Annotated in this window: 20 protein-coding genes; 10 read left to right on the top strand and 10 right to left on the bottom strand. The window is 64.2% G+C overall.

The window, feature by feature from the left end; translation table 11 throughout:
- From ACVIYL_RS16450 to ACVIYL_RS16460, 3 genes are read left to right on the top strand one after another with little or no spacing between them, the layout of a single operon-like run.
- Positions 1-1,251, top strand: coding sequence for a YlbE family protein (locus ACVIYL_RS16450; protein ID WP_253606984.1), 1,251 nt, complete (start codon positions 1-3; stop codon positions 1,249-1,251).
- Positions 1,248-2,789, top strand: a complete 1,542-nt coding sequence (gene fdrA, locus ACVIYL_RS16455; protein ID WP_456779157.1) for an acyl-CoA synthetase FdrA — start codon at positions 1,248-1,250, stop codon at positions 2,787-2,789. The genes ACVIYL_RS16450 and fdrA overlap by 4 nt, the downstream gene beginning before the upstream one ends.
- Entirely contained in the window at positions 2,773-3,732 is a 960-nt protein-coding gene (locus ACVIYL_RS16460) for a carbamate kinase (protein ID WP_456779158.1), read from the top strand. Before fdrA ends, ACVIYL_RS16460 begins: the two co-directional genes overlap by 17 nt.
- A gap of 127 nt (positions 3,733-3,859) precedes the next feature.
- Here the strand turns inward: ACVIYL_RS16460 and ACVIYL_RS16465 are convergent, their stop codons facing one another.
- From ACVIYL_RS16465 to ACVIYL_RS16495, 7 genes are all read right to left on the bottom strand, one after another.
- On the bottom strand, positions 3,860-4,792 hold the full coding sequence (locus ACVIYL_RS16465; RefSeq protein WP_456779159.1) for a sugar-binding protein: 933 nt from the start codon (positions 4,790-4,792) through the stop codon (positions 3,860-3,862).
- A 96-nt stretch (positions 4,793-4,888) separates the two neighbouring features.
- Positions 4,889-5,971, bottom strand: a complete 1,083-nt coding sequence (locus ACVIYL_RS16470; protein ID WP_456779160.1) for an ABC transporter permease — start codon at positions 5,969-5,971, stop codon at positions 4,889-4,891.
- Positions 5,971-6,735, bottom strand: coding sequence for an ATP-binding cassette domain-containing protein (locus ACVIYL_RS16475; RefSeq protein ID WP_456779161.1), 765 nt, complete (start codon positions 6,733-6,735; stop codon positions 5,971-5,973). Before ACVIYL_RS16475 ends, ACVIYL_RS16470 begins: the two co-directional genes overlap by 1 nt.
- Positions 6,736-6,770: 35 nt before the next feature.
- On the bottom strand, positions 6,771-8,129 hold the full coding sequence (locus ACVIYL_RS16480; RefSeq protein ID WP_456779162.1) for a carbohydrate porin: 1,359 nt from the start codon (positions 8,127-8,129) through the stop codon (positions 6,771-6,773).
- A 307-nt stretch (positions 8,130-8,436) separates the two neighbouring features.
- Positions 8,437-9,498 (bottom strand): ABC transporter permease, encoded by a 1,062-nt coding sequence (locus tag ACVIYL_RS16485; protein ID WP_456779163.1) that lies wholly within the window; start codon positions 9,496-9,498, stop codon positions 8,437-8,439.
- The gene (locus ACVIYL_RS16490) at positions 9,495-11,021 is read right to left on the bottom strand and encodes a sugar ABC transporter ATP-binding protein (RefSeq protein WP_456779164.1); all 1,527 of its coding nucleotides are present in this window, start codon (positions 11,019-11,021) and stop codon (positions 9,495-9,497) included. The genes ACVIYL_RS16485 and ACVIYL_RS16490 overlap by 4 nt, the downstream gene beginning before the upstream one ends.
- A gap of 64 nt (positions 11,022-11,085) precedes the next feature.
- A complete protein-coding gene (locus ACVIYL_RS16495; protein WP_456779165.1) occupies positions 11,086-12,051 on the bottom strand; it encodes a sugar-binding protein in 966 nt (321 codons plus the stop codon).
- Positions 12,052-12,292: 241 nt separating this feature from the next.
- Here ACVIYL_RS16495 and ACVIYL_RS16500 point away from each other — a divergent pair, with 241 nt between their 5' ends.
- Positions 12,293-13,558: an ROK family protein gene (locus ACVIYL_RS16500; protein WP_456779166.1), complete on the top strand. Its 1,266-nt coding sequence runs from the start codon at positions 12,293-12,295 to the stop codon at positions 13,556-13,558.
- An 81-nt stretch (positions 13,559-13,639) separates the two neighbouring features.
- The gene (locus ACVIYL_RS16505) at positions 13,640-14,398 is read left to right on the top strand and encodes an SDR family NAD(P)-dependent oxidoreductase (RefSeq protein WP_092081437.1); all 759 of its coding nucleotides are present in this window, start codon (positions 13,640-13,642) and stop codon (positions 14,396-14,398) included.
- Here ACVIYL_RS16505 and ACVIYL_RS16510 read toward each other — a convergent pair.
- The 3 genes from ACVIYL_RS16510 to ACVIYL_RS16520 all read right to left on the bottom strand — a co-directional run bounded on the left by ACVIYL_RS16510 (position 14,395) and on the right by ACVIYL_RS16520 (position 17,480).
- Positions 14,395-15,216, bottom strand: coding sequence for a MetQ/NlpA family ABC transporter substrate-binding protein (locus tag ACVIYL_RS16510; protein ID WP_092081435.1), 822 nt, complete (start codon positions 15,214-15,216; stop codon positions 14,395-14,397). The genes ACVIYL_RS16505 and ACVIYL_RS16510 overlap by 4 nt on opposite strands.
- A 71-nt stretch (positions 15,217-15,287) precedes the next feature.
- Positions 15,288-16,628: an LLM class flavin-dependent oxidoreductase gene (locus ACVIYL_RS16515; RefSeq protein ID WP_456779167.1), complete on the bottom strand. Its 1,341-nt coding sequence runs from the start codon at positions 16,626-16,628 to the stop codon at positions 15,288-15,290.
- A gap of 27 nt (positions 16,629-16,655) precedes the next feature.
- A complete protein-coding gene (locus ACVIYL_RS16520; protein WP_456779168.1) occupies positions 16,656-17,480 on the bottom strand; it encodes a class I SAM-dependent methyltransferase in 825 nt (274 codons plus the stop codon).
- Positions 17,481-17,868: 388 nt separating this feature from the next.
- On the opposite strand from ACVIYL_RS16520, the gene ACVIYL_RS16525 reads away from it, so the two are divergent.
- The 5 genes from ACVIYL_RS16525 to ACVIYL_RS16545 all read left to right on the top strand — a co-directional run bounded on the left by ACVIYL_RS16525 (position 17,869) and on the right by ACVIYL_RS16545 (position 23,138).
- Positions 17,869-19,305, top strand: coding sequence for an FAD-dependent oxidoreductase (locus tag ACVIYL_RS16525; protein WP_456779169.1), 1,437 nt, complete (start codon positions 17,869-17,871; stop codon positions 19,303-19,305).
- Between the two features lie 97 nt (positions 19,306-19,402).
- Positions 19,403-20,332: a TauD/TfdA dioxygenase family protein gene (locus ACVIYL_RS16530; protein ID WP_456779170.1), complete on the top strand. Its 930-nt coding sequence runs from the start codon at positions 19,403-19,405 to the stop codon at positions 20,330-20,332.
- Between the two features lie 25 nt (positions 20,333-20,357).
- Positions 20,358-21,413, top strand: a complete 1,056-nt coding sequence (locus tag ACVIYL_RS16535; RefSeq protein ID WP_456779171.1) for an ABC transporter substrate-binding protein — start codon at positions 20,358-20,360, stop codon at positions 21,411-21,413.
- Positions 21,410-22,276 (top strand): ABC transporter ATP-binding protein, encoded by an 867-nt coding sequence (locus tag ACVIYL_RS16540; RefSeq protein ID WP_456779172.1) that lies wholly within the window; start codon positions 21,410-21,412, stop codon positions 22,274-22,276. Before ACVIYL_RS16535 ends, ACVIYL_RS16540 begins: the two co-directional genes overlap by 4 nt.
- Entirely contained in the window at positions 22,269-23,138 is an 870-nt protein-coding gene (locus ACVIYL_RS16545; RefSeq protein ID WP_456779173.1) for an ABC transporter permease, read from the top strand. The genes ACVIYL_RS16540 and ACVIYL_RS16545 overlap by 8 nt, the downstream gene beginning before the upstream one ends.
- Positions 23,139-23,146 lie beyond the last annotated feature (8 nt).

Raw genomic sequence — 23,146 nt, forward strand, 5'->3', positions numbered from 1 at the left:
ATGAAGTTGATCGAAGACGCCAACAAGCAGGCGCTGGCCCGCATCCTCGAGGGTGAGCCCAGGCTGATCGATATCGTTCCGGCACGCGACGTGCTGGAAGGGTTGAAGGAACGCATGATCCTTCATGCCGGGCCGCCGATCACCTGGGACCGAATGTGCGGTCCGATGCGTGGCGCGGTGGCAGGCGCCATCGTGTTCGAAGGCTGGGCTCCGGATCTTGAAGCCGCCTTCGAACTCGCGGCCGGCGGCGGCGTCGCCTTCCACCCCAACCATCATTTCGGCGCGGTCGGTCCGATGACCGGCATGACCACGGTCTCCATGCCGGTGTTCGTCGTCGAGAACGTCAAATATGGCAACCGCGCCTACTGCGCCATCAACGAGGGCCTTGGCAAGGTTATGCGCTTCGGCGGCAATGACGATAGCGTGCTGGCCCGCCTCGGCTGGCTGCGTGATGTATTCGGGCCGGTGCTGGCCAGGGCGATCCGCGCGCATGGCGGGATCGACCTGAAGGCGATCATCGCGCGCGGACTCTCGATGGGCGATGAAATGCATCAGCGCAACCTGGCCTGCTCCAGCGTGTTCCTGCGCGAGATCGGGTCGGCGCTGGCGCGCACCTCGACGGACAACGAGGTTCTCGCAAGCTGCATTGGCTTCATCGCGCAGAACGATCAGTTCTTTCTCAACATCGCGATGGCGATGGGCAAAGCGCTGACCGATCCCGCCAGCGGGATTCGCGGTTCGACGGTGGTGACCGCGATGTGCCGCAACGGAACCGACTTCGGGGTCCGTGTCAGCGGATTGGGCGATCGCTGGTTCACGGCGCCGGTGGAAATGCCGGAAGGGCTCTATTTCCCGGGCTATTCGCGCAAGGATGCCAATCCCGACATGGGCGACTCCGCGATCGTCGAGACGGTCGGGCTTGGTGGCTTCGCGATGGCAGCAGCTCCGGCAGTTGCCGGATTCATCGGCGCCGGGGCGCCGTCGTCGGCGGGCAATTTCACGCGGGCAATGAGTGAAATCACCGTCGGGCAGAATCCGGAATGGACGATCCCCGCGCTCGACTTTGCCGGCGTGCCGACCGGCATCGACGTTCGCCTGGTGGTGGAGACCGGCCTCGCACCGGTCATCAACACCGGCATCGCGCATCGCGAGCCCGGCATCGGCCAGGTCGGCGCCGGCGTGGTGCGGGCGCCGATGGCCTGCTTCCGGCAGGCCGTCCTTGCCATTGCGGAAGATCTGGGGGTGTCATGAGCGCGTTTGTCCTGAACGAAATTCGCAAGGGATTCTATCTCGACTCGGTCGCGTTGATGCGGTTGTCGCGCGAGATCGCGTCGGCGGCGGGCGTCGTCGAAGCCGCGCTGATGATGGGCACGCCGTCCAACCAGGCGATCCTGCGCAACGCCGGATTGCTCGACGGCGCGGTGATCGCCCAGGGCAATGATCTGATTCTCGCGATCAAGGCCGAGAGCGAAGCGGCGGCGAGCGCCGCGCTTGCCGAAGCGCAAAAGGCGCTCGATCGCCCCAAGAGGAGCAGCACCGGCGAAGCAGCGTGGCGGCCGCGCAGCATTGCCGCGGCCGTCAAGGCCGCACCCGCCGCCAACCTCGCCCTGATCTCCGTTCCCGGCGAGTTCGCCGCGGCGGAAGCGCGCAAGGCGCTGAACCGCGGACTTCATGTCCTGATGTTCAGCGACAATGTCTCGATTGCGGATGAATTGTCGCTGAAGCAGCAGGCGCGCGAAGCGGGCCTCTTGATGATGGGACCGGACTGCGGCACGGCGGTCATCGGCGGCGCGCCGCTCGCCTTCGCCAACCGGCTGAAGCGCGGGAGGATCGGGATCATCGGCGCATCGGGGACCGGTACGCAGGAGGTGTCGTGCCTGCTGTCCGAGGCGGGCGAAGGAATTTCCCACGCCATCGGCGTCGGCGGACGGGATTTGAAGAAGGAGATTGGCGGCATCACGACATTGATGGCGATCGACGCCCTTGATGCCGATCCCGAGACCGATCGCGTCGTGCTCATCTCCAAGCCGCCGCATCCGGACGTCGCCAGGGCCGTGCTTGGCCGGATCGGCCGGAGCTCGAAGCCCTACACGGTGTGCTTCATCGGCGCCGCCTCGGCGGACCTGCCGCCAAATGCACGCTTGGCCGGTACGTTGAGGGAAGCGGCCGAAAAAGCCCTCGGCAACGGCCGGAGTGTCGGCAGCAGGTTCGACGCTGCCGCCGTGGCTGCGCGTTTGCCGCAGCGAAGCAAGGCGGCGCAGCGCATCGAAGGGCTGTTCGCCGGCGGCACGCTCTGTGCAGAGGCGCAGGTGATCCTTGCCGCGGGCGGCCGCAAGGTGGCATCCAACGCCGCTATTCCCGGCGTCCCGCATTTCGGTGAGCCGGAGGCGCAGGGGAGGGACCGCATCGTCGACCTCGGGGCCGACGAATATACCCAGGGCCGGCCGCATCCGATGATCGATCCCTCGGTGCGCGACGATGCGTTGCGGGCGGCGCTGGCCGATCCCGCGGTCGCCGTCATCCTGCTCGATCTCGTGATCGGATACGGCGCACATGACAATCCGGCAGCGCATCTGGCGGCCGTCGTGGCGGGCCGCGCGGATGACGCGCCGGTCCTGGTTGCGTCGGTGACAGGGACCGAGCTCGATCGCCAGGTGCGTTCGGCGCAGAGCAGGCTGCTCGAGGACGCCGGCATCGTGGTGGCGCCGTCAAATGCCCAGGCCTGCGACCTCGCTCTCGCTCTTTCCGTCAACGACGTCAGGATGTCGCGCTATGCGAACACTCAATGAGGTCCCGCGCCGTCTCGTGATCGCGATCGGCGGTAATGCCGTCCACCCTGAAGACATCAGCGGCACCTCGGACGAGCAGAAGGCCGTCGCCCAGCACACGGCCGAGGCGCTGCTGCCGCTCGCCGAACTCGACAACGAGCTGGTGATCACCCACGGCAACGGACCTGTGGTGGGCAAGATCATGATGCGCCAGATGCTGACGATGAGCCGGATCCCGCCGATGTCGATGGACATCTGCGTCGCGCACAGCCAGGGTGGCATCGGCTATCTTCTGATGCAGGCGATCGAGAACGTCTTGCGCGCGCATGGCAACGGCCGGCACGTCGCCAGCCTGCTGACCCAGGTCGAGGTCGACGCCAACGATCCCGCCTTCGCCAATCCGACCAAGTTCGTCGGACCGTTTTTCACCGAGCAGGAAGCCCAGCGCATCAGCGCCGAGTTGAACTGGAAAATGCGCGAGGACTCCGGGCGTGGCTGGCGCCATGTCGTGCCGTCTCCGAAACCCAAACATGTCTGCGACATTTCGCTGGTCGACGCGCTGGTCAAGCGCGGCACCATCGTCATCGCAGGCGGCGGCGGCGGTATGCCCGTGATCCGCGACGAACGGGGCGTGCGCACCGGCGTGCCGGCAGTGATCGACAAGGACCTGACCTCGGCCCATATCGCCAACGTGCTTGGCATCGAGGAACTGCTGATCCTGACCGCGGTGCCCCGCGTCGCGATCAATTTCGGCAAGCCCAACAAGAGGGAGCTGGATCAGGTCAGCCTGGCGCAGATCAAGGCCTATCATCGCGAGGGCCATTTTCCGCCGGGAAGTATGGGACCCAAGGTCGATGCCGCCATCCGCTTTCTCGAAGGTGGTGGCAAGCGCGCGATCATCAGCCATCTCAATTGCGCAATGGGCGCGCTGACCGGCGAGACCGGGACCCACATTGTTCCCTAGCGCTCGTCAGATGCGATGGCGGCGCCATTGATGATGGCCGCCGGGATCTGCCCGGCGGGATACCGATGTCGGTCGGCCGCGAGCACAGGTCCGGATCCATGCCGTTCCGCTCGGGCTGCCTGCGCGCCTATTTCAGCATCGCCGCGGCGTTGTCCCTTGTCACAACGTCGAGACCGGTGTGGATGATCGGCGGCGCCTTCTGGCCTTTCTTGATGGCAAGCAGCGTGTCCATCGCTTTCTCGCCCATTTCGAACGGGCGCTGGCCGATCAGCGCATTGGCGTAACCCTCATTCAAAAGCTCAAGCTGCATCTTGAGGGTGTCGGCCACGACGAGCGTGAACTTGCCGGCGTCCATGTCCTTCTTGCTCTTGCTGGCGAACGCCTTGAAGCCTTCGGGCGCGAACATCGGCCAGCCACCGACCGGGATGATGGCTGCAAGGTCGGGAGCAGCGGTGCGCAGATCGGTCATCTGCTGAACGCCGAGCGCGGGATCGTCGTTGCAGAAGGTCGGCGAGCCCCCGACCTCGGTCCACTTCGAGCCCTTGAGTGCCTCACGCACGCCGTCGACCCGCTCGGCCAGGTTCTCCGCACCCGGCCCGCCAGAGATCATCGCGTATCTGCCGCCATCAGGCCGCAGCTTCAGCAATTGCTTGCCGAGCGCGAGGCCGAACTCCTTGTTGTCGGTGCCGATATAGGCAATCCGCTTCGAGCCCGGCGCGTCCGAGTCGAAGGTGATGACGGGAATGCCGGCTGCACTTGCCGCCTCGATCGACTTGGTCATCGCGGCAACGTCGGCAACCGAGATGGCGAGGCCGTCCACCTTCTGGGTGACGAAATCCTGGATGATCTGCGCTTGCGTCGCCGGCTCGTGCTCGACAGGACCCTTGTAGATGCATTCGATGTTGCCGAGCTCCTTGGCGCGTTTCTGGCAGCCGTCGCGCGCGAAATCGAAGAACGGGTTGTTCATGGCCTTGGGCACGATCACGAATCTGTAGCTCTGGGCCAGGCCGGGCGTTGCCATCATGGCGAGGACCGCAGCGGCAAGAAGTGCCTTTCTCATTGTTTCCCTCCACATTTCTTATCGTGCCTATCCGTTCATATCTACGGCTGCGGGAGGCGGATAGGCGAACATCCACGATCCTCCAGGACGAACTCTTCAGGCCATGCGCGAGCGGAGACGATCGACCAGCACCGCGGCGATGATGATCACGCCCACCAGGGTCTGCTGCCAGTACGAGTTGACCTGCGCGAGCACGAGGCCGTTGCGGATCACCTCGAGCAGCACGCAGCCGACAATGGCCCCGAGCGGGCCGCCGGCGCCGCCCGCGAGATTGGCGCCACCGATGACAGCGGCCGCAATCACGTTGAGCTCATAGGATGTGGCCATGTTCGCCGGCGCCGATCCCAGCCAGCCCGAGACGATGATGCCCTGCAGACCCGCCGCGAGCGCACAGATCACGTAGATCTCGATCTTCACCCGGACGACCGAGATGCCGGTCAGCGCGGCCGCCTTCTCGTTGCCGCCGACGGCAAAGACGTGGCGGCCGAAACCAGTGTGATGCAGCACGACCGCCATCGCCAGCGCGAGAACCACAAGATAGATGAACGGCGCCGGCATGCCGAACACAACGCCGGATGTCAGCGTGTAGAAATATTCGGCGTCGGGGCCGCCGGGAAAACTGCCGCGGCCGTTGGAGACGACGTAGCCGAGGCCGCGCACGATCGAGAGCATGCCGAGCGTTGTGACGAACGGCGACAGTCCAAGCACCGCGATGCAGAAGCCATTGACGAGGCCGACAATCAGCGCGACGCCGAGCCCCGCCAGAACCGAGACGAGCAGAATCAAGCCGGGCATATTGGCAATCACGGTCTTGCCGTCAGGGGCTAAATGCACGAACCACTCCGCGCCGGGCATGCCCGGTGTCGAGACGTGCGTCATCACCATTGAGGTGGTCATCGCTGAAAAGCACATCACGGAGCCGACCGAGAGATCGATGCCGCCCGTGATGATGACGAAGGTCATGCCGAGCGTGGCGATGGCGATGAAGGAAAAGTTCTTCGCCACATTCTGTATGTTGCCTGCGGTCAGGAAATATTGGCTGGCGAAGTTCATCAGCACGAACAGCGCCGCCAGCGCCAGCAGGACGTAGCCGGTCTGCGAGGCGAACAGGCCGCTGCGCCACCATCTGGCCTTGCCGACATTGGTGAAGGTGAGGGGAGATTCCAGGGGCGTGGCCATCACGCAGCCTCCTTCGCTCCCGTGATGAGGGAGGTGACTTCCTCGGGGCTGGTGTCGCCGATCGCCTTGTCGGCGCGCTTCTCGCCGCGCCGCATGACGACGACGCGGTCGCAGACAGCGAACACGTCGGGCATGCGGTGCGAGATCAGCATGACCGCAACGCCCTGTTCCTTCAGGCGATGGATCAGGCCGAGGACCTGCTCGACTTGGCGAACCGAGATCGCGGCGGTCGGCTCGTCCATCATCACCAGCCTGGCGTTGGAGAGCCGCGTCCGCGCGATCGCGACCGCCTGGCGCTGGCCGCCCGACATCTGCTTGACGAGATCGTGCGGGCGGGTCTCCGAGCGCAGCTCGCCGAACAGCTCCAGCGCGCGCGCTGCCATCGCCTTGTGGTCGAGCAAGGCGAATGGACCAAGCTTGCGCTTGAGCTCGCGGCCGAGGAAGACATTGGCCGCCGCCGTGAGATTGTCGGCGAGTGCGAGGTCCTGGTAGACCACTTCTATGCCGACCGCACGGGCATCGATCGGACGGGCGAAATGAACCGCCTTGCCGTCGAAGCGGATCTCGCCGTGACTTGGCGGAAAGTTGCCGGCAATGATCTTGACGAGCGTCGACTTGCCGGCGCCGTTGTCGCCCATCAGGCCGACCACCTCGCCGGGCGACACGCGGAGGTCGACGCCATGCAACGCGCGAATGGCGCCGAACTCCTTGCCGATGCCCTTCAACTCCAGGACCGCTAGCCCGGCGTCGTGAGGGGTTACCATGGCTGGCTTTGCTCAAGCATGCTGGCCACCTCCGCTCAGAAGTGCACCAGCGTGCGCAGACCGAGAATCCAGGCGTTGTCGGTCTTCACGCCGGCGGCATTGTACCCGCGCCCGCCAGGATGCATCACATACTGGGCGTCGAACTTCAGGTTCATCCAGCCCGTCGCCTGCCACCCGTACCAGGCTTCGATCGGAACTTCGTTTCCTCCGGCGTTGGGCGTGAGCGCAGCGGTATTCACATGGGTCGTACCGACCGCAAAGCCGACTTCGTCCTCCGGGCGCGAGGCGAACGTTCCGGTGTGCCTGAAGCCGAATGCAATCTGGTAATCCTGGTACGACGTGCGGTGGTCGGCGACGGTCGTATTGAGGAAGGTGTACCAGCCCTGTGCCTTGGGACCTTCAACCGTCAGCCGCTGCAGGATCGATTCATAGACGCCATAACGACCGCGCGAATCTCCGAGATTCTGGTCCGAGACGCCGCCGGTGCCCGGAGAGATCGCAATGATCCCCGGCAGGCCGCCATCAATTGTCGATGCGCTGTCATACCAGCCGCCAAATCTCCAGGTCCCGTTCAACGGACCGCTCGGCGCCCAGACCACCTCGACCGGCACCAGAACGCCCGAGGCGGGGCTAGAGCCGGGGACACCCGGCAGGAAGTAAGTCGCGGAGTCCGACGTCGTCAGGTAGTTCGGGTTGGCGTCGTAGACGCCGACCGAGAGCTGCCATTCCTTGGCGAAGTTGTAGTGCACCACACCGGCCCATTGGCTCACCGGCCAGTTGTAGATGTAGCCACCCTGGATGTTGCCGGGCTGGCCGCCGCAGAAGGTCAGGTTGATGAACTCGCAGAGACCAAAGAAGAAGTCGGAGCCGACCGGAAGACGGCCGCCCTTGAGCTCAAGGCGATCATCGAACAGCTTCTGCGAGTAGTAGAGTTCGGTCAGGCGAAGAATGCTGCCGCGGCCGAACACTTCGTTGGTCAGCTGCAGCGCCGGAATTCCCGCCTCGTCATTCAGGTTGCGGCCGAAGCGGTCGACCAGCGTGAGGCCAACCGTGCCGCCCTGGATGCCGGCAAGTTTTGCCATGTCGAACTTGGCCTGAAAGAAAAGCTGTCCGGCTTGGGTCGCGGTGTTCCTGTTGCCGCCCGACAAATTGCCGACGGCTTCGTCGCCCAGCGTCAGGGCCAGCGAGATCCCTCGCTCCTTTAGTTGCGTCCTGCCGAGATCGCCGAACAGATATGGTCTTGTCCAGAAGTCATCGGTCTCGGTGTAAGGCACCGGCGGAGCCTTCGTCATGAGATCGGCCGCATGCGCGCCGCCGCCGCTGAGCAGAGATAACAACGCCAACGCCATCCCCACGCCGCACGCCCGCGCGGTGTTTACAGACCTAAGTGACATTTTCTGCACTCCCAGCGTCCCCGGCTTTGTCTATTTTTGTGCCACGTTCCCGCCCAAAGCCCTTCAGCGGGGAACGCGATAGTTTCAATTCATCGCTCTATCAATCAGAGATAGAATGCGCGCACGCAAAGCCCTCCGAGACGGTCGCGAGGGTCTGCCTGCGGCTCACTGGGCCAGGCTTGCTGCGCCAAATTGGATACGAGCGCCGCGAGCTTGATCGATCTTGCGCCTCGAACTCCTTCCGCTCGTTCCTCTACTCAAGCCGCCGCGACCATATTCCCGGTCCGGGTTCTTCCTTTTCGAGTTGTCATGCCTGATCGCCCGTCGTCGTCGGCAACGCAGCCGCGCTATGCGGAGCTGCGCCCTGCAGAATTGTGCTTTCCTTCGATCTTGGCGCAGTGCGGGCGAGGCCTGCCAGCGCGGCCTTGCGCCGTCGACGGGCCTGCAATTGCTGATCCGCCAGCACACCGATCAGGATCACGGTCCCCATCACCGCGAAGTTCAGCGAATTGGGAATGCCGAGGATGTTCACGAGGTTCTGCAGCACCTGCAGCAACGCCGTCCCGAGCACGATGCCCAGAATGGAGCCCTCGCCGCCGCGCAGGCTACAGCCGCCGAGGACGGCCGCCGCGATCGCATAGAGTTCGTAGAAGTTGCCGAAGGAACTCGGAGAAACCGAGTTGGTGTAGAACACGAACATCACGGTCGAGACGCCGGCGAGCCCGCCGCTGATGACATAGGCGGTCGCAATCACGAGATTGGTGTTGATGCCGGAGAAGCGCGCCGCTTCCTCGTTCTTGCCCACGGCATAAAGCCAGCGCCCGTAGACCGAGCGGTGCAGCAGCACGCCGAGGATCAGCGCAAGGATGATCAGGAAGATGAAGGTGTTCGGGATGCCCGCAATATTACCGGAGGCGATGTTGCTCAGCGTGCTCGCCTCGTCACCGTAGCCGAAGCCGCGTGTCGAATCGCTGGTGTAATAGCGCGCGGCGCCGCGATAGATCAGCAGGCCGCACAGCGTTACGATGAAGGGCTGCATTTTCAGCCGCGTGATCAGGAAGCCCTGGATGCCGCCCAGCGCAAGCCCGCCCATCAGGACCAGCAGCAGCGCGAACGGCCAGGGCACCTGATAGGTCGTCAGCAGGTCGATGAAGATGACGCCGAGTAGCGCGAACATCGAGCCGAGCGAAAGATCGATTCCTCCGGTGATGATGACGAGGCCTTCACCGAGCGCGAACACGCCGAACAGGCCGATCAGATTGGCCATGTTCAGCAGATTCACGACCGACAGGAAGGCCGGATTGATCGCGCCGGTGATGGCGGAGATCACCGCCAGCAGCAAGAACAGGCCGAGTTCCTTCTTCATCATGGCGCAGCGGCCTCCATGGTTTCGAGTGCTTGGCCGACCGCCAGCCTCAACACGTTGTACTCGCTGAACTGGTCGCGCTCGATCACGCCGCTGACACTGCCTTCATGCATCACCGCCACCCGGTCGGAGACGCCGATGACTTCCTCCATGTCCGAGGAGATCATCACGATCGCGACGCCCTGGTCGGCGAGGCTGCGCATCAGCGCGTAGATCTCGCTCTTGGCGCCGACGTCGATGCCGCGGGTCGGCTCGTCGAAGAACATCACGCGCGGCTGCATGGAGAGCCACTTGCCCAGCACTACTTTCTGCTGGTTGCCGCCGGAGAGCGTCACGGCTTCGATGTCGATGCTCGGCGCCTTGATGGACAGCCGCCTGGCCTGGTCTTTGGCGATTCTGCGCTCGGCCGCGCCGTTGACCAGCCACATCCGCGCATGATCCAGCAGGCTCGCGAGTGTCACGTTCTCCCGGATCGGCAGCTCCAGCACCAGCCCGGATTTCTTGCGATCCTCCGGCACCAGGTAGATCCCTTGCCTGATCGCGTCACGCGGCGAGGCGACGCCGACCGGGGCGTTGTCGATCCGGATCTCGCCGCCCAGCAGCGGGTCAACGCCGAACACCGCGCGGGCAAGCGAGGTGCGGCCGGCGCCGACGAGCCCGGCGAGGCCGAGGATCTCGCCGCGCCGCACGGACAGATTGATCTGCCGGTCAGGAAAGGCAGTGGTCACGACGCCGGCGATATCGCAGCCGCCGGGCTGCGGCGTGCAGGACGGCGGTGTATATAGCGCCTTCAGGTCGCGGCCGATCATCAGCCGGATCATGGCGGCGTGGCTGAGCTCGTCGCGCGCCAACTCCCCCACCGTGCGCCCGTCGCGCAGCACCACGACGCGATCGGCGCAGCTCATGATCTCGCCGAGCCGGTGAGAAATGTAGATCACCGAGATGCCGTGCGTCTTCAGGTCGGCAATCACCTCAAGCAGCCGTTCCGTCTCCGAAATCGTCAGGCTGGAGGTCGGTTCGTCCATAATGATGACGCGGGCGTCGATCGAGAGCGCCTTGGCTATCTCCACCATCTGGCGCTCCGCGATCGACAAATTCTCGACCAGCGTGCCCGGCGTGAAATCGGCGCCCAGCCGTTCCAGCAGGGGCATCACGCGGGCGTGCATCTGCGCATTGTCCACCAGCTTCAGCGGGCCGCCGGCCAGCTTCTCGCGTCCGATGAAGACATTGGCCGCGACGTCGAGATTCTCGAACAGGTTCAGTTCCTGGTGCACGAAGGCGATGCCAGATCGCGTCGCCTCGGTCACCGTCATCCGGGCGTGCCCGGTGCCGCCGATGCGGATCGCGCCGGCGCTCGGCGCGATCACGCCGGCGAGCACGCGCATCAGCGTCGATTTGCCGGCGCCGTTCTCGCCGATCAGGCCCAGCACCTCGCCGCGATTGACGCGCAAATTGACGTCGTCGAGCGCCCTGACGCCGGGATAGGTCTTGCTGATTCCGCTGAGTTCCAGCAGCGTTTCCGCCATTCGGCATGTCCTCCTGCACAACGCCCGGCGGCCTGTGGCGGCCGGGCGTTGAAGCCGACTGAAGTTACTTCTTGAGCAGTTCCTTCAGATGTGCGGCGAACTCCGCGACGTTGGTCTTGCTGATCACCTTGGTCGGCACGATCAGCTTGCTGTCCTTCGGAATCCAGGACTTGTCGCCGTTCAGCGTCTTGATGATGTTGGTGGCGGAGAGATAGCCGAACTCGTAGGGCTGCTGGACGACCGTGGATTCGATCGTGCCGTCGGAAATGCCGCGCAGCGTCCGCTGATCCTCGTCGAAGCCGACGATCTTCACCTTGCCGGCCTTGCCCGCGGCCTTCACCGCGTCATAGATCAGCGGCGTCTCGTAGCTCCATAGGCCGGACAGCAGCGCGATGTCGGGATATTTGACGAGCACGTTCTCCATGTTCGCCTTGGCCTTGGCGAAGTCCACCTGGTCGGTGAACACGTCGACCAGTTCGACCTTGGTGCCGGCGATCGCTTCCTTGATGCCCTGCACCCGCTCGCGGGCGTTGTCGGCGTCCATCGTTCCGACGAATAGTGCGATCTTGCCGCCGTTCGGCAGCGCCTTCTTGATCTCCTCGCCGGCCTGTCGCCCCGCCGCGACGTTGTCGGTGCCGATATAGGCGAGGCGATTGCTCTGCGGCGCGTCGCTGTCCGTGGTGAGCAGCACGGTCTTGGCGGCAACCTTGTTGAGTTCTTCGGTTGCATGCGGTGCATCGTCGACCGAGATCGAGATACCGGCGACGCCGCGCACCAGCAGATCGTCCAGTTCGCGCCGCTGGCCGGCCGCCGTCCCTTCATTGGTGACGATCAATTCGATATTGTAGTCCGGGTGCTCCTTCTGCGCCTTCTCAAGCCCACGGCCCGCGATGGTCCAGAAGTCGGCCGCGACATTGGTCACCAGCGCGATGGTCTTTTTCTGCTGTGCCTGTGCTACCCCCGTCGCCATGGCGAGCGCGGCAGCGCCCGCCATGAGCGGCACGATCAATTTTCTGGTTGAGACATTCATATGCACCTCCCTGTCGACACCCCCGGTGAGGGGATTTCACGCCCGGCGCTTTTCACGCCTTATTTTATTCACGTAACGAATAAATTAGCGCGACAAAATGTCCAGTCAAGGATGTTCATGATCACGCCTTCGGCCGATAGTAGTATGGGAGTGATATTTTTCAGTCGCTATCCGCGCTTTTTGACCCACAAACGAGTAGCCTGCGTTGAATAATTTCATAAAGCGAATTAAAAAGCGCAATATGAACGAACAGCCCGAGCCGTTGAGACGTGCTTCGAGCCTGGCCCGCGGATCGAACCCCGGCCGTCTCGTCGAGGTACTGCGACGCCAGGGGCCGTTGCCGCGGGTCGAGCTCGCACGCAGCACGGGCCTGAGCTTCCCCGCCATTTCGGCCATCACGTCGAAGCTGATGGCGGAGGACCTGCTGTGCGAAGCCGAGACAGATGCGGCGACGCTGTGGCCCGACGACGCCGACGAAGAGGACGCGGATGGTGGCCGTCGCCGCGGCCGGCCGGCAGTCCTGCTGACCCTGAATCCCGAATTTGGCCGCATCATCGCGGTCTCGCTGCGCATGAATCTGGTCGAGACACTGATCGCCGATTTCAGCGGCTCCGCCCTGGCGCAATCGCGACTTGAACTCGCGACGCGCGCGCTCGATGCAAGCGCACTATGCGAGGTCGTGATCGCACAGATCGACGCCATGCTTGAGGCGACCGCCACGCCGCGACATCGCTTGCTCGGAATCGGAATAGCGCTACAGGGCATCGTCGACGGCGATACCGGCCGGCATCTGTGGAGCCCGGCGCTGTCGATCACCGACGTCGATCTTGCCAAGCCGATCCACCAGGCGTTCGCTGTCGAAGTCGTGATGGCGAACGACGCGGTCGCGGTCGCGCTGTCCCTCGCTGCCGCCGAACCGGTACTGGCGCAGGGCCTCACGGCCACGATCATGGTGGGCCACGGCGTCGGCATGGGCATCATTGTCGACGGTGAAGCGCGCTGGGGTGCCGGCGCGGGCAGTGAGATCGGTCATGTCAAATTGGCGCTGAACGGCCCGCAATGCCGCTGCGGTCAGCGCGGCTGCATCGAGGCCCATCTTGCCGACTATGCGCTTTACCGCGATGCCCGCACCTTTCTCGACCTGCCGCCGGCGGCGTCGCAGCAACCGTCCGAGGCGCAGATGGCTCTGTTGCGCGATCGGGCGCGGAGCGGCGATTCCCGTCTCGAGCACTTGTTCCAGCAGGCGGGTCACGCGCTTGCCGAAGCGGTCGCCACGACGATATCGGTGCTGCGCCCGCATCATGTCATCCTCGCAGGTCCCGGCCTGCAGGCATTCGACATGATGCGCAGTGCCTATGAGGAGAGGCTCGACCAGGCGGTGCTGCCGTGGCTGCTCAAGTCCACGGCAATATATGTGCGTCCAAGCGAGTCGGCGACCATCGTCGACGGCATGGTGCGGCGGACGCTGCGGGTCGTGGACCGCAGCCTCATGGAGACAACCGAGTGAACCTCGGAATCTGTGGCCCTTTTGCCTGAGCCGCAGCAACGCAACCGACGCCCTTCAGGCGCCAATATCGAGAGGATGCCAATGCAGGGCGCCATCTATCCAAGTCTCAAGGACCGGACCGTACTGGTCACCGGCGGCGGTTCCGGCATCGGCGAGGCGATCGTCCGCCGGTTCATCGGCCAGGGCGCGCGGGTCGGATTCATCGATATCGATCTGACGTCGTCGGAGCAGCTGCTGTCCGATCTCGGGGCACAAGCCCGCGTGCACTTCGAACATGCCGATCTGCGCGACATCGGCGCGCTGCGGCGCGCGGTCGCCGGCATCCGCGAGGCGCTCGGGCCGGTCACCATCCTGGTCAACAATGCGGCCCGCGATGATCGTCACGCGATCGAGGACGTCACACCGGAATTCTGGGACGAGCGGATCGCCGTCAACCTGAAGCACCAGTTCTTCAGCGCTCAGGCGGTCGCGCCGGACATGAAGCAGGCAGGGGGCGGTTCGATCGTCAACATCGGCTCGGTGAGCTGGGTGATCGGCCAGGGCAACATGCCCTGCTACACAACGGCCAAATCAGCCGTTCAGGGCCTCACCCGGGCGCTGGCCCGCGATCTCGGGCCGCACAACATACGGGTCAATTCCATCCTGCCCGGATGGATCATGACCCGGCGGCAGCAGGATCTGTGGTTGACGTCTGAAGGCGTGGCCGAGCTGATGCAGCGCCAATGCCTCAAGCGCAAACTCGTGCCTGATGATATCGCCCGCGTCGTGCTGTTCTTTGCCGCCGATGACAGCGGTGCCTGCACCAACCAGAGCCATATCGTGGATGGTGGCTGGGTCTAGCGCTTCAGGTAATCCGGCAAGGTAAACCCGTCATAGAAACGGTCGGACAGGATCGCGGTCTTGAACGTCTGTGATTTGTAGCCGGCGACGATGTCCTGCGCCCACGGCGAGCTCGCATTGGCCTGCTTCACCGCGACCACATTGATATAGGGCGTCGTCATCTTCTCCAGGGCGAATGCATTGGTCAGCTTCAAGCCGCTGTAGATCGCGAAGTTGCCCTGGATGGCGGCGAAATCAACGTCGTCGAGCGCGCGCGGCGCCTGTGCCGCTTCCAGCGGCACGATCTTGATGCCGCCGGGGTTCTTGATCACGTCGAGTTCGCTGACATCGACCGGCTTGGAGTCGCGAATCTCGACGAGGCCGAGATCGCGCAGGATCCAGAGCGCACGCTGCAGATTGACGGGATCGTTGGGCACGGCCACGGTCGAGCCGGGCTTGATCGGGGAGCCGACCGGGTGCTTCTTCGAGTAAAGCCCCATCGGGGGTGTCGGGACGTGGACGATGCCGACGAGGTCGGTTTGCTGCCGCTCGTTGTACGAGTTCAGGAAGATCGTGTGTTGCATGACGTTGGCGTCGATCTCGCCTTTGAACACTGCATTATTGGCTTCCAGCCCGGTCGAAAACTCGACATAGCGGACACGGTAGCCCTTCTTCTCGAGTTCCGGCGCGACGCCAACCTTGAATTCGTCGATGTAGGGGCCCGGCACGAAGCCGACTTTCAGATCGGATTTGGCTGATGTCTCCGCGTGCAGGGCGGCGCCGGTCAGAGCACCGAGAATGAGCAGGGTCGAAAGGAACAGGACGCGCGCAGTGGTCATTGAATTCTCAAATCCTCAGGCTGTGGGCAAATAGCGATCCGGCCGACGCGGGGTCGGCGGTTTCGATCACGTCAGGCGATCGCCTTGATCGATCCGGAAAACACGCTTTGCGGCCGGCTCAGTCCGAAATGGTCGCGCAGCGTCGTGCCGCTGTACTCGCCGCGGAACAGGCCGCGCTTGCGCAGGATCGGCACGACCTGCTCGGCGAAGATATCGAACCCGCCGGGTAGCCAGGGCGGCATCACGTTGAAGCCGTCGGCCGCGCTATTCTCGAACCAAGTCTGGATGTTGTCGGCGATCTTCTCCGGCGGGCCCGCGATCACCCAGTGGCCGCGCGCCCCGGCGAGACGCTGCACGAGCTGGCGGATGGTCGGCTGCTCGCGATCGACGATGTCGACCACGAGCTTGAAACGGCTGGCGACCCCGCGGGCGCTGCCGGTGTCGATCAGGTGGCGCGGAAAGGGACCGTCGAAGTCGAAGCCGGAGAGGTCGAGCCCGATCATCTGGCGAAGTTGGGTCAACGAGTATTCCGGCTGGATCAGCTCGTTGAACTCGTCCTGCAACAGGTCGGCTTCGGCCTGCGTGCTGGCGATGAACGGACTGATGCCCGGCAGGATCCTGACCTGATCGGGGCTGCGGTCGAACGCGCGTGCCTGCCGCTTGATGTCCGCATAAAACTCCTGGGCGCTCGCCAGCGTCTGATGCGCGGTGAAGATCGCTTCGGCATAGCGCGCGGCAAAGGCGCGTCCGTCATCAGACGAACCCGCCTGGACATAGACCGGCCGTCCCTGCGGTGTCCGCGAGATGTTGAGCGGACCGCGCACCCGGAAGTGCTTTCCGACGTGATCGATCGGATGGATCTTTCCCGTATCGGCGAAAATGCCGGATGCGGGGTCGTTCACCACGGCGTCGTCTTCCCAGCTGTCCCACAGCCGCGTGATGACATCGATATATTCCCGCGCCCGCTCGTAGCGCTCGTGGTGAGGTGGATGCTCGGGCAAGCCAAAGTTCTGCGCCGCCTGTGCCGTGCTGGTCGTGACGATGTTCCAGCCGGCCCGGCCGCCGCTGAGGTGATCGAGTGAGGCGAACAGGCGCGCCAGATTGTAGGGCTCGGTATAGGTCGTCGACGCGGTCGCGATCAGGCCGATCCGTTTCGTGGCGACGGCGATCGCGGCCAGCCAGGTGATCGGCTCGAACCGGAAGCGTTGTGCGTAGCGAACATTGTCGGCGAGCGCGGGGCCGTCGGCGAAGAAGATCGCGTCGAATTTCTGCGCCTCGGCACGCTGCGCCAGCTCCTGGTAATAGCTGACGTCAAGGATGCGATCCGCCGCAGACCCCTTGTAGCGCCACGCCGCCTCGTGATGGCCGCCGGGATAAATAAAGAGGTTAAGGGAAAGCTGTCGTTTGCTCATCTCGGATCTCGTGAGTTTTGCTGATTATTATTGGTGGGACGGCGCCTTGTGCGCAAACGCGAAGCGCAGGTAGCGCTCCAGCTTCAAACCTTCGTGCGTGCGCTGTTCTTCGACAAGGCGCGCGAAGGTGCGGCGCACCAGTTCGCGCTCGTGAGGGGTGAATGCTTCGAGGAAATTTCCGAATGCGCTCGCTTCCGACCACTGCAGCAGCGATGCCGCATCGTCGTGGATATCGATCAGCGCGCGCAGCTCGCTGCGGTAGCCGGCGAAGCCGTGTGCCGCGAACAGCGATTTGAGCTCCTCGTCGGTCGATCCGAGCACCGGGTTCGAGTCCTGGCGATCGCCGGCAAGACCCGCCTCGATGATGGCGCGACGAAGCAGCAGGCGCGACTGGTGCGGCCTGGACGGATCCTGCACATTCAATCCGAGGCGGCCGCCGGGCTTGAGCACGCGCCGGACCTCCCGCAGCGCGCGATCCTTGTCGGAGATCCAATGGAAGACGCTATTGAGATAGACCGCGTCGAACTGCGCGTCGTCGAAGCGCGACAGTTCTTCGGCGCGCCCGGTGGCGAACTGGAGGTTATCCCCCTGCCGAAGGCGCGCAATTTCGATGCGGCCGGCAAGTGGATCGATACCGATCACGCGGCCGTCCGGACCGACCAGTCCGGCGACGAATTCCGCAAGCCGGCCGGTTCCCGTCCCGATGTCGAGCACGTGCTCGCCGGTCTTGATGGCGAGCGGCCCGATCAGGAACTTGCCGTGGCGAAATTGAACGAGTCCCGCTTCATCATAGGAGCGGGCGAGCTCCGGGGTATCGTGTTCAAGGCTGATGTTGCCGGCAGTTCGCGGCATTTCGAGAGATCCATCGTTGCTCGCCGCGCGTCAACGTCAGGCGCGTGCGCTGCGTCAGACTCTATGTCGGCGGCGGTGAAATGAATTTGCGTTGTTGCACGGCAAGCGAGCATGAACGTGACGAGTTCGTCGTTCACCGGAGATGACTGCGATCGCGCCGATCCCGGCGACGTATGATTTGGGAAGTTCTCCCGATCGATCGCGCCGATCCCGCACGTCGCAATGCACATGAGATGATCGGTCAGGCGGCGATCATCGCAAATATTTCAATGCCCGCGTTGTCCACGACGCGAACATTGCCTGCTATCAAAAACAAAGCTGGTTTCGTTTCATTGACTGAATGTCGATCGCTTTTACGATTTGTAACGTCAAAGCGAGGTGGTCATTCATGCCGCAATCCGATCCCGACAGCGTCGCCCGCGAGGCCCTCCGGCTGATCGGGGCCGACCCACAGAACTGGGTGCCTGATCGCGACGGAATCGATCACAACGTCGTCGTGGTCGGCGGTGGCCAGTCCGGCGCGGCCTTCGCGTTTGCGTTTCGGCGCGCCGGGATCGGCAAGGTCTCGGTGATCGACGCCGCCGCCGACGCCAGCAAGGCCGGCGTGTGGCTGACGAGCGCGCGAATGCACAAGCTTCGCACTCCGAAGACGCTTCCAGGTCCGGAGCTCGGTCTGCCCGGTCTCGGTTTCCAAGCATGGTATGAAACGCGCCATGGCGCGGCGGCCTTCGACGCGCTCGATCGGATTCCGCGGCTCGACTGGGCGGCCTATCTCGACTGGTATCGCCGCGTGACCGGCGCCGGCATTCGTTACGGCACCCGGCTGCTCCGCATCGAGCCCGCAGCCGATCATTTGCGGTTACATCTGGAGCGGAGCGGGGTCACGACCATCGAGACCACGCGCAAGCTGGTGCTCGCAACCGGCTTTGCGGGTGGCGGGGGCGCTTATGTCCCTGATGCGCTGCGGGTCCTGCCGAAACGATTCCGTGCGCATACATCGGAGAAGATCGATTTCAGGATGCTGCGTGGTCTCTCCGTTGCGGTGGTCGGGAGTGCTGCGTCGGCCTTCGATGCGGCGGCTGCAGCCCTTGAGGCCGGAGCGCGCGATGTTCATCTGTTTGCGCGCCGGGAAACCTTGGCCGCGTTGCCGGTCATTCGGATCCGCGGCTACCCGGGAGCCTATGACAACTATGGCAGCTTGCCCGACGCGGTGCGCTGGCATCAAGCGATTCGGTTCAGGCAGGCTGGGTCGACCCCGCCGCCGGATGCGATCTCGCGCGCGGTAGCCTTCCCCAATTTTCATCTGCACCTGGGCGCACCCTGGACCTCGGCGCAATTGAAGGGGGTGCGGCCGGTCGCCATCACTCCGCAGGGCGAGTTCGCGTTCGATTTCGCGATTGCGGGAACTGGCTATTCCGTCGATCTGGGCGCGCAGTCAGAGCTCGGCGATTTCGCCGACGAAATCCTGCTGTGGCGAGATCGCTTCGTGCCGCCTGACGACGAAAAGGACGATCGCCTGGCGGCCTATCCTTATCTCGGGTCCGGGCACGAGTATCTGGAGAAAGTTCCGGGCCGCGCGCCGTATCTGAAGGACATTCACGTCTTCAACCCGGCAGCATTTGTCAGCTTCGGCCTGCCGATCGGCGACGTTCCAAGCTTCAAGCGCGACATTCCGGGGATCACGGCCAGGGTCAGCCGCGATCTGTTCCTGGCCGACCTTGCATCTCACGAGGCGCGCATCAACGGAGAGATCGCGGAGGATTTCACCGCCGAGCTCTATGCACCGGCTGTCTGGCGACCGCCGCAGCCCGTCGCGGCGGAATAGCGAGGATCACGACCACATCATTGATCTCCGCCGTCGTTTCCGCGACCGGCGCATGGCGGAGCCTTGTCCAGGGGATCGCGGCGACGAGACCAACATCATGAGCAAGACGACCACCATCGACAACGTCATTCCGCGCGCCGACATCGTCAAGCGTGCCGCCCGGCTTGGTGCCGAGATCAAGAATGTGAAGCTGTCGGGTGACCTTCCCGACGCGGTCATCCGTGCTGTCAACCAGGTGCTGCTCGAGCACAAGGTGATCTTCTTCCGCGACCAGGAGCACCTCGACGACGCCGAGCAGGAGCGCTTCGCGGTTAGGCTCGGCAAACTGGTGCCGCATCCGACCGTCGGCCCGAGCAAGGGTACGTCGTCGATCCTCGAGCTGGACTCGGGGCGTGGTGGCGGCCGCGCGGACCAATGGCATACCGACGTCACGTTCGTCGATGCCTATCCGAAGATCTCGGTGCTGCGCGGTGTGGTGATCCCGCCCTATGGCGGTGACACCGTCTGGTCCAACACGGCGGCCGCCTATCTCGATCTGCCTCCGCCGTTGCGCAAGCTCGCCGACGAGCTCTGGGCGGTTCACAGCAATGCCTATGACTACGCGGTGAAGTCTCGCGCCACCGACGCCGACAGAAAGCATTTCGACGAGGTATTCACCGGGACGATCTATGAGACCGAGCATCCGGTCGTGCGCGTCCATCCCGAAACGGGCGAGCACACGCTGGTGCTCGGCAATTTCGTCCAGCGCTTTGTCGGCCTGCCGAAATATGACGGCCAGAAGCTGTTCGATCTGTTCCAGTCCCACATCACGGCTCCGGAGAATACCGTGCGCTGGAGCTGGCGGGCCGGAGACGTCGCGATCTGGGACAATCGCGCGACCCAGCACTACGCCGTCAATGACTACGGCGATCAGCATCGTGTGGTGCGCCGCGCCACCATCGACGGCGAGGTTCCGGTCAGCGTCGACGGCCGCCACAGCGTGACGCGGATCAAATCGCCGAAGCCGCAAGCGGCGAAGGCAGCCTGAGCATGTCGCCTATTGGAGCAACACAATGAATGCCATCATTCGAATTCTGCGCGCGCGGCGAGCCGCTGCGCGCCGGGCGGCGCGATTGCTGCTGGCCGGCGTCTTTGCGTTGGGCCTGATCGCTTCGGCCTTCGCCGAGCCACCGCTCGAGAAGACCGAGATCCGTTATCAAGGCTGGGCCGGGCAGGTGACGTTCACCGAGCTCGCCGAGGACCTCGGCTACCTCGCGCCGCTCAAGCTCAAATGGGTCGGCAACACCATCAGCGGACCGCAGGACATCCAGACCGTCGTCACCGGCGACATCGACGTCGGCGGCGCTTTCTATGGCGCGATTATCAAGCTGATCGCGGCCAAGGCACCGATCAAGGCGGTGGTCGGCTACTACGGCTCCGACGCGAACACCTATTACGGCTACTATGTGAAGGATGACAGTCCGATCAAGACGGCCCGCGACCTGATCGGCAAGAAGGTCGCGGTCAATACGCTTGGCGCCCATCTGGAGTTCGTGCTGCGTGAGTATCTGGCGCGGAACGGTCTTAGCGCCGGCGAGGCCAAGCAGGTGACATTGGTGGCGGTCCCACCCGTTACCGGCGAGCAGGCGCTGCGGCAAGGGCAGGTCGAGGTGAGCGCGCTCAGCGGCGTGTTGCGCGACAAGGCGCTGGAGCGTGGCGGGATCTGTTCGCTCTTCAACGATACCGATCTGTTCGGACAGTTCACCGGCGGTGCCTATGTGCTGCGGGAGAAGTTCATCAAGGACAATCCGAACACCGCCCGCAAGCTGGTTGAGGGGATCTCGCGCGCGATCCAGTGGGCGCAGACGGCGCCGCCCGATGAAGTGCGGGCTCGCTTCAACCGGATCATCGCGGAGCGCAAGCGCAACGAGGACGCCTCCTCGATCAAGTACTGGAAGACCACCGGCGTCGCGTCCAAGGGCGGCGTGATCTCGGATGCTGAGCTGCAGGTCTGGGTCGACTGGCTGGTCAAGGATGGCCTGCTCAAGCCGGGCCAGATCAAGGCCTCGGACACCTACACCAACGAGTTCAACTATTTCCGTCCCGGAAAGACGGCGGAGGCGCGATGACGTCGGTCAAGATCAGCTTTGACAAGGTCCGCAAGGAGTTCGTCACCCGAGGCGAGGGAGGCCGGCCGGCGGGCCATTTCACCGCGCTCGAGGACATCACGTTCGACGTCCGCGCCGGCGAATTCCTTGCCCTGGTCGGTCCAAGCGGTTGCGGCAAGTCGACATTGCTCGATCTGCTCGGCGGGCTCGCAACGCCGACCAGCGGCCGCATCCTGCTCGATGGCCGGCCGATCATCGGTCCCGGACGCGACCGCGGTGTCGTGTTCCAGCAATATGCGCTGTTTCCATGGCGCACCGCCGTGCAGAACGTCGAGTTCGGGCTCGACATTGCCGGCCTCAAGCCGAAGCAGCGCGGAGAGATCGCGCGGCACTTCCTCGACTTGGTCGGGCTGTCCGGCTTTGCCGACCGTTACCCGCACGAGCTTTCCGGCGGCATGAAGCAGCGTGTCGCGATTGCGCGGAGCCTGGCCTACGATCCGGAAGTGCTGCTGATGGACGAGCCGTTCGCCGCGCTCGATGCCCAGACGCGCGAAACGCTGCAGGGCGAGCTGCTGCGGATCTGGCGTGCCACTGGCAAGACCATCATCTTCATTACCCATGGCATCGACGAGGCGATCGTGCTCGGCCAGCGCGTGGCGGTCATGACGTCGCGTCCGGGGCGGATCAAAGAGATTGTCGATATCCCCGCGGCCTTGCGCAGCGAAGCCGAGGACGTGCGCTCGCTGCCGGAATTCGGCCGCGTGCGCCATGAGATCTGGAGCCTGCTCCGCGAGGAGGTGCAGAAGGCGCAGCAGGGGCAATCGGCGGGCAGGGTCAGCGCAGGCCGTGCCGACCGTGAAGTAAAGGGAGTCGCTCATGTCTAGCCTAGAGATGCTGACATTGCTGGAGCTCGCGCATGGGCGGCGAGACGAGCACCCGGCGGCCGCGCGGTCACCGCTGGTGAGCGCGGCCCGCGCCGCGGCCCGCGGTCTGGCAGCTTTCGGGCGCCGCTCCCTGCTGCTGATCGCCCTTCTGGCGATCTGGGAGGCCGCGCCGAGGCTCGGCTTGATCGACGCGGTGTTTCTGCCGCCATTCTCTGATGTCATCGCCGCAGGCTGGCAGCTCGCGCAAACCGGCGAGCTCTATGACGACGCCTCCGCGAGCCTGCTCCGCGCCCTGAGCGGGTTTCTGGTGTCGGTCGTGTTGTTCGTCCCGCTCGGGCTGGCCGTCGGCTGGTACACAAGGCTCGGCGATCTGCTGAACCAGTTCATCGAGATTTGCCGCAATACCGCGCCGCTCGCGCTGTTGCCGGCGTTCATCCTGCTGCTTGGCATCGGCGAGCTCTCGAAGGTCACGATGGTGGTCTATAGCTGCGCATGGCCGCTCCTGCTCAACACCATCGCCGCGGTGAAGCAGGTCGATCCGCTCTTGATCAAGTCGGCGCGGACCATGGGCGCGACCCCGCAGCAGCTGTTCCGCAAGGTGATCCTTCCGGCGGCGCTTCCGACGATCTTTGTCGGCATTCGCCTCGCCAGTGCGTCAGCCATGCTGGTGCTGGTCGCATCCGAGATGGTCGGCGCCAAGGCCGGTCTCGGCTATCTCATCATCAACAGCCAGTACAGCTTCCTGATCCCGCAGATGTATTTCGGCATAATCGGGATCACCGTGATTGGGTTGGCATTCAATGCCGTCCTGGAGGCGTTGGAACGGCGCTTGATGCTATGGAAGGCACAGATCTCGGCGTGAGATCGTGG

This window comes from Bradyrhizobium sp. USDA 3315, assembly GCF_054056795.1.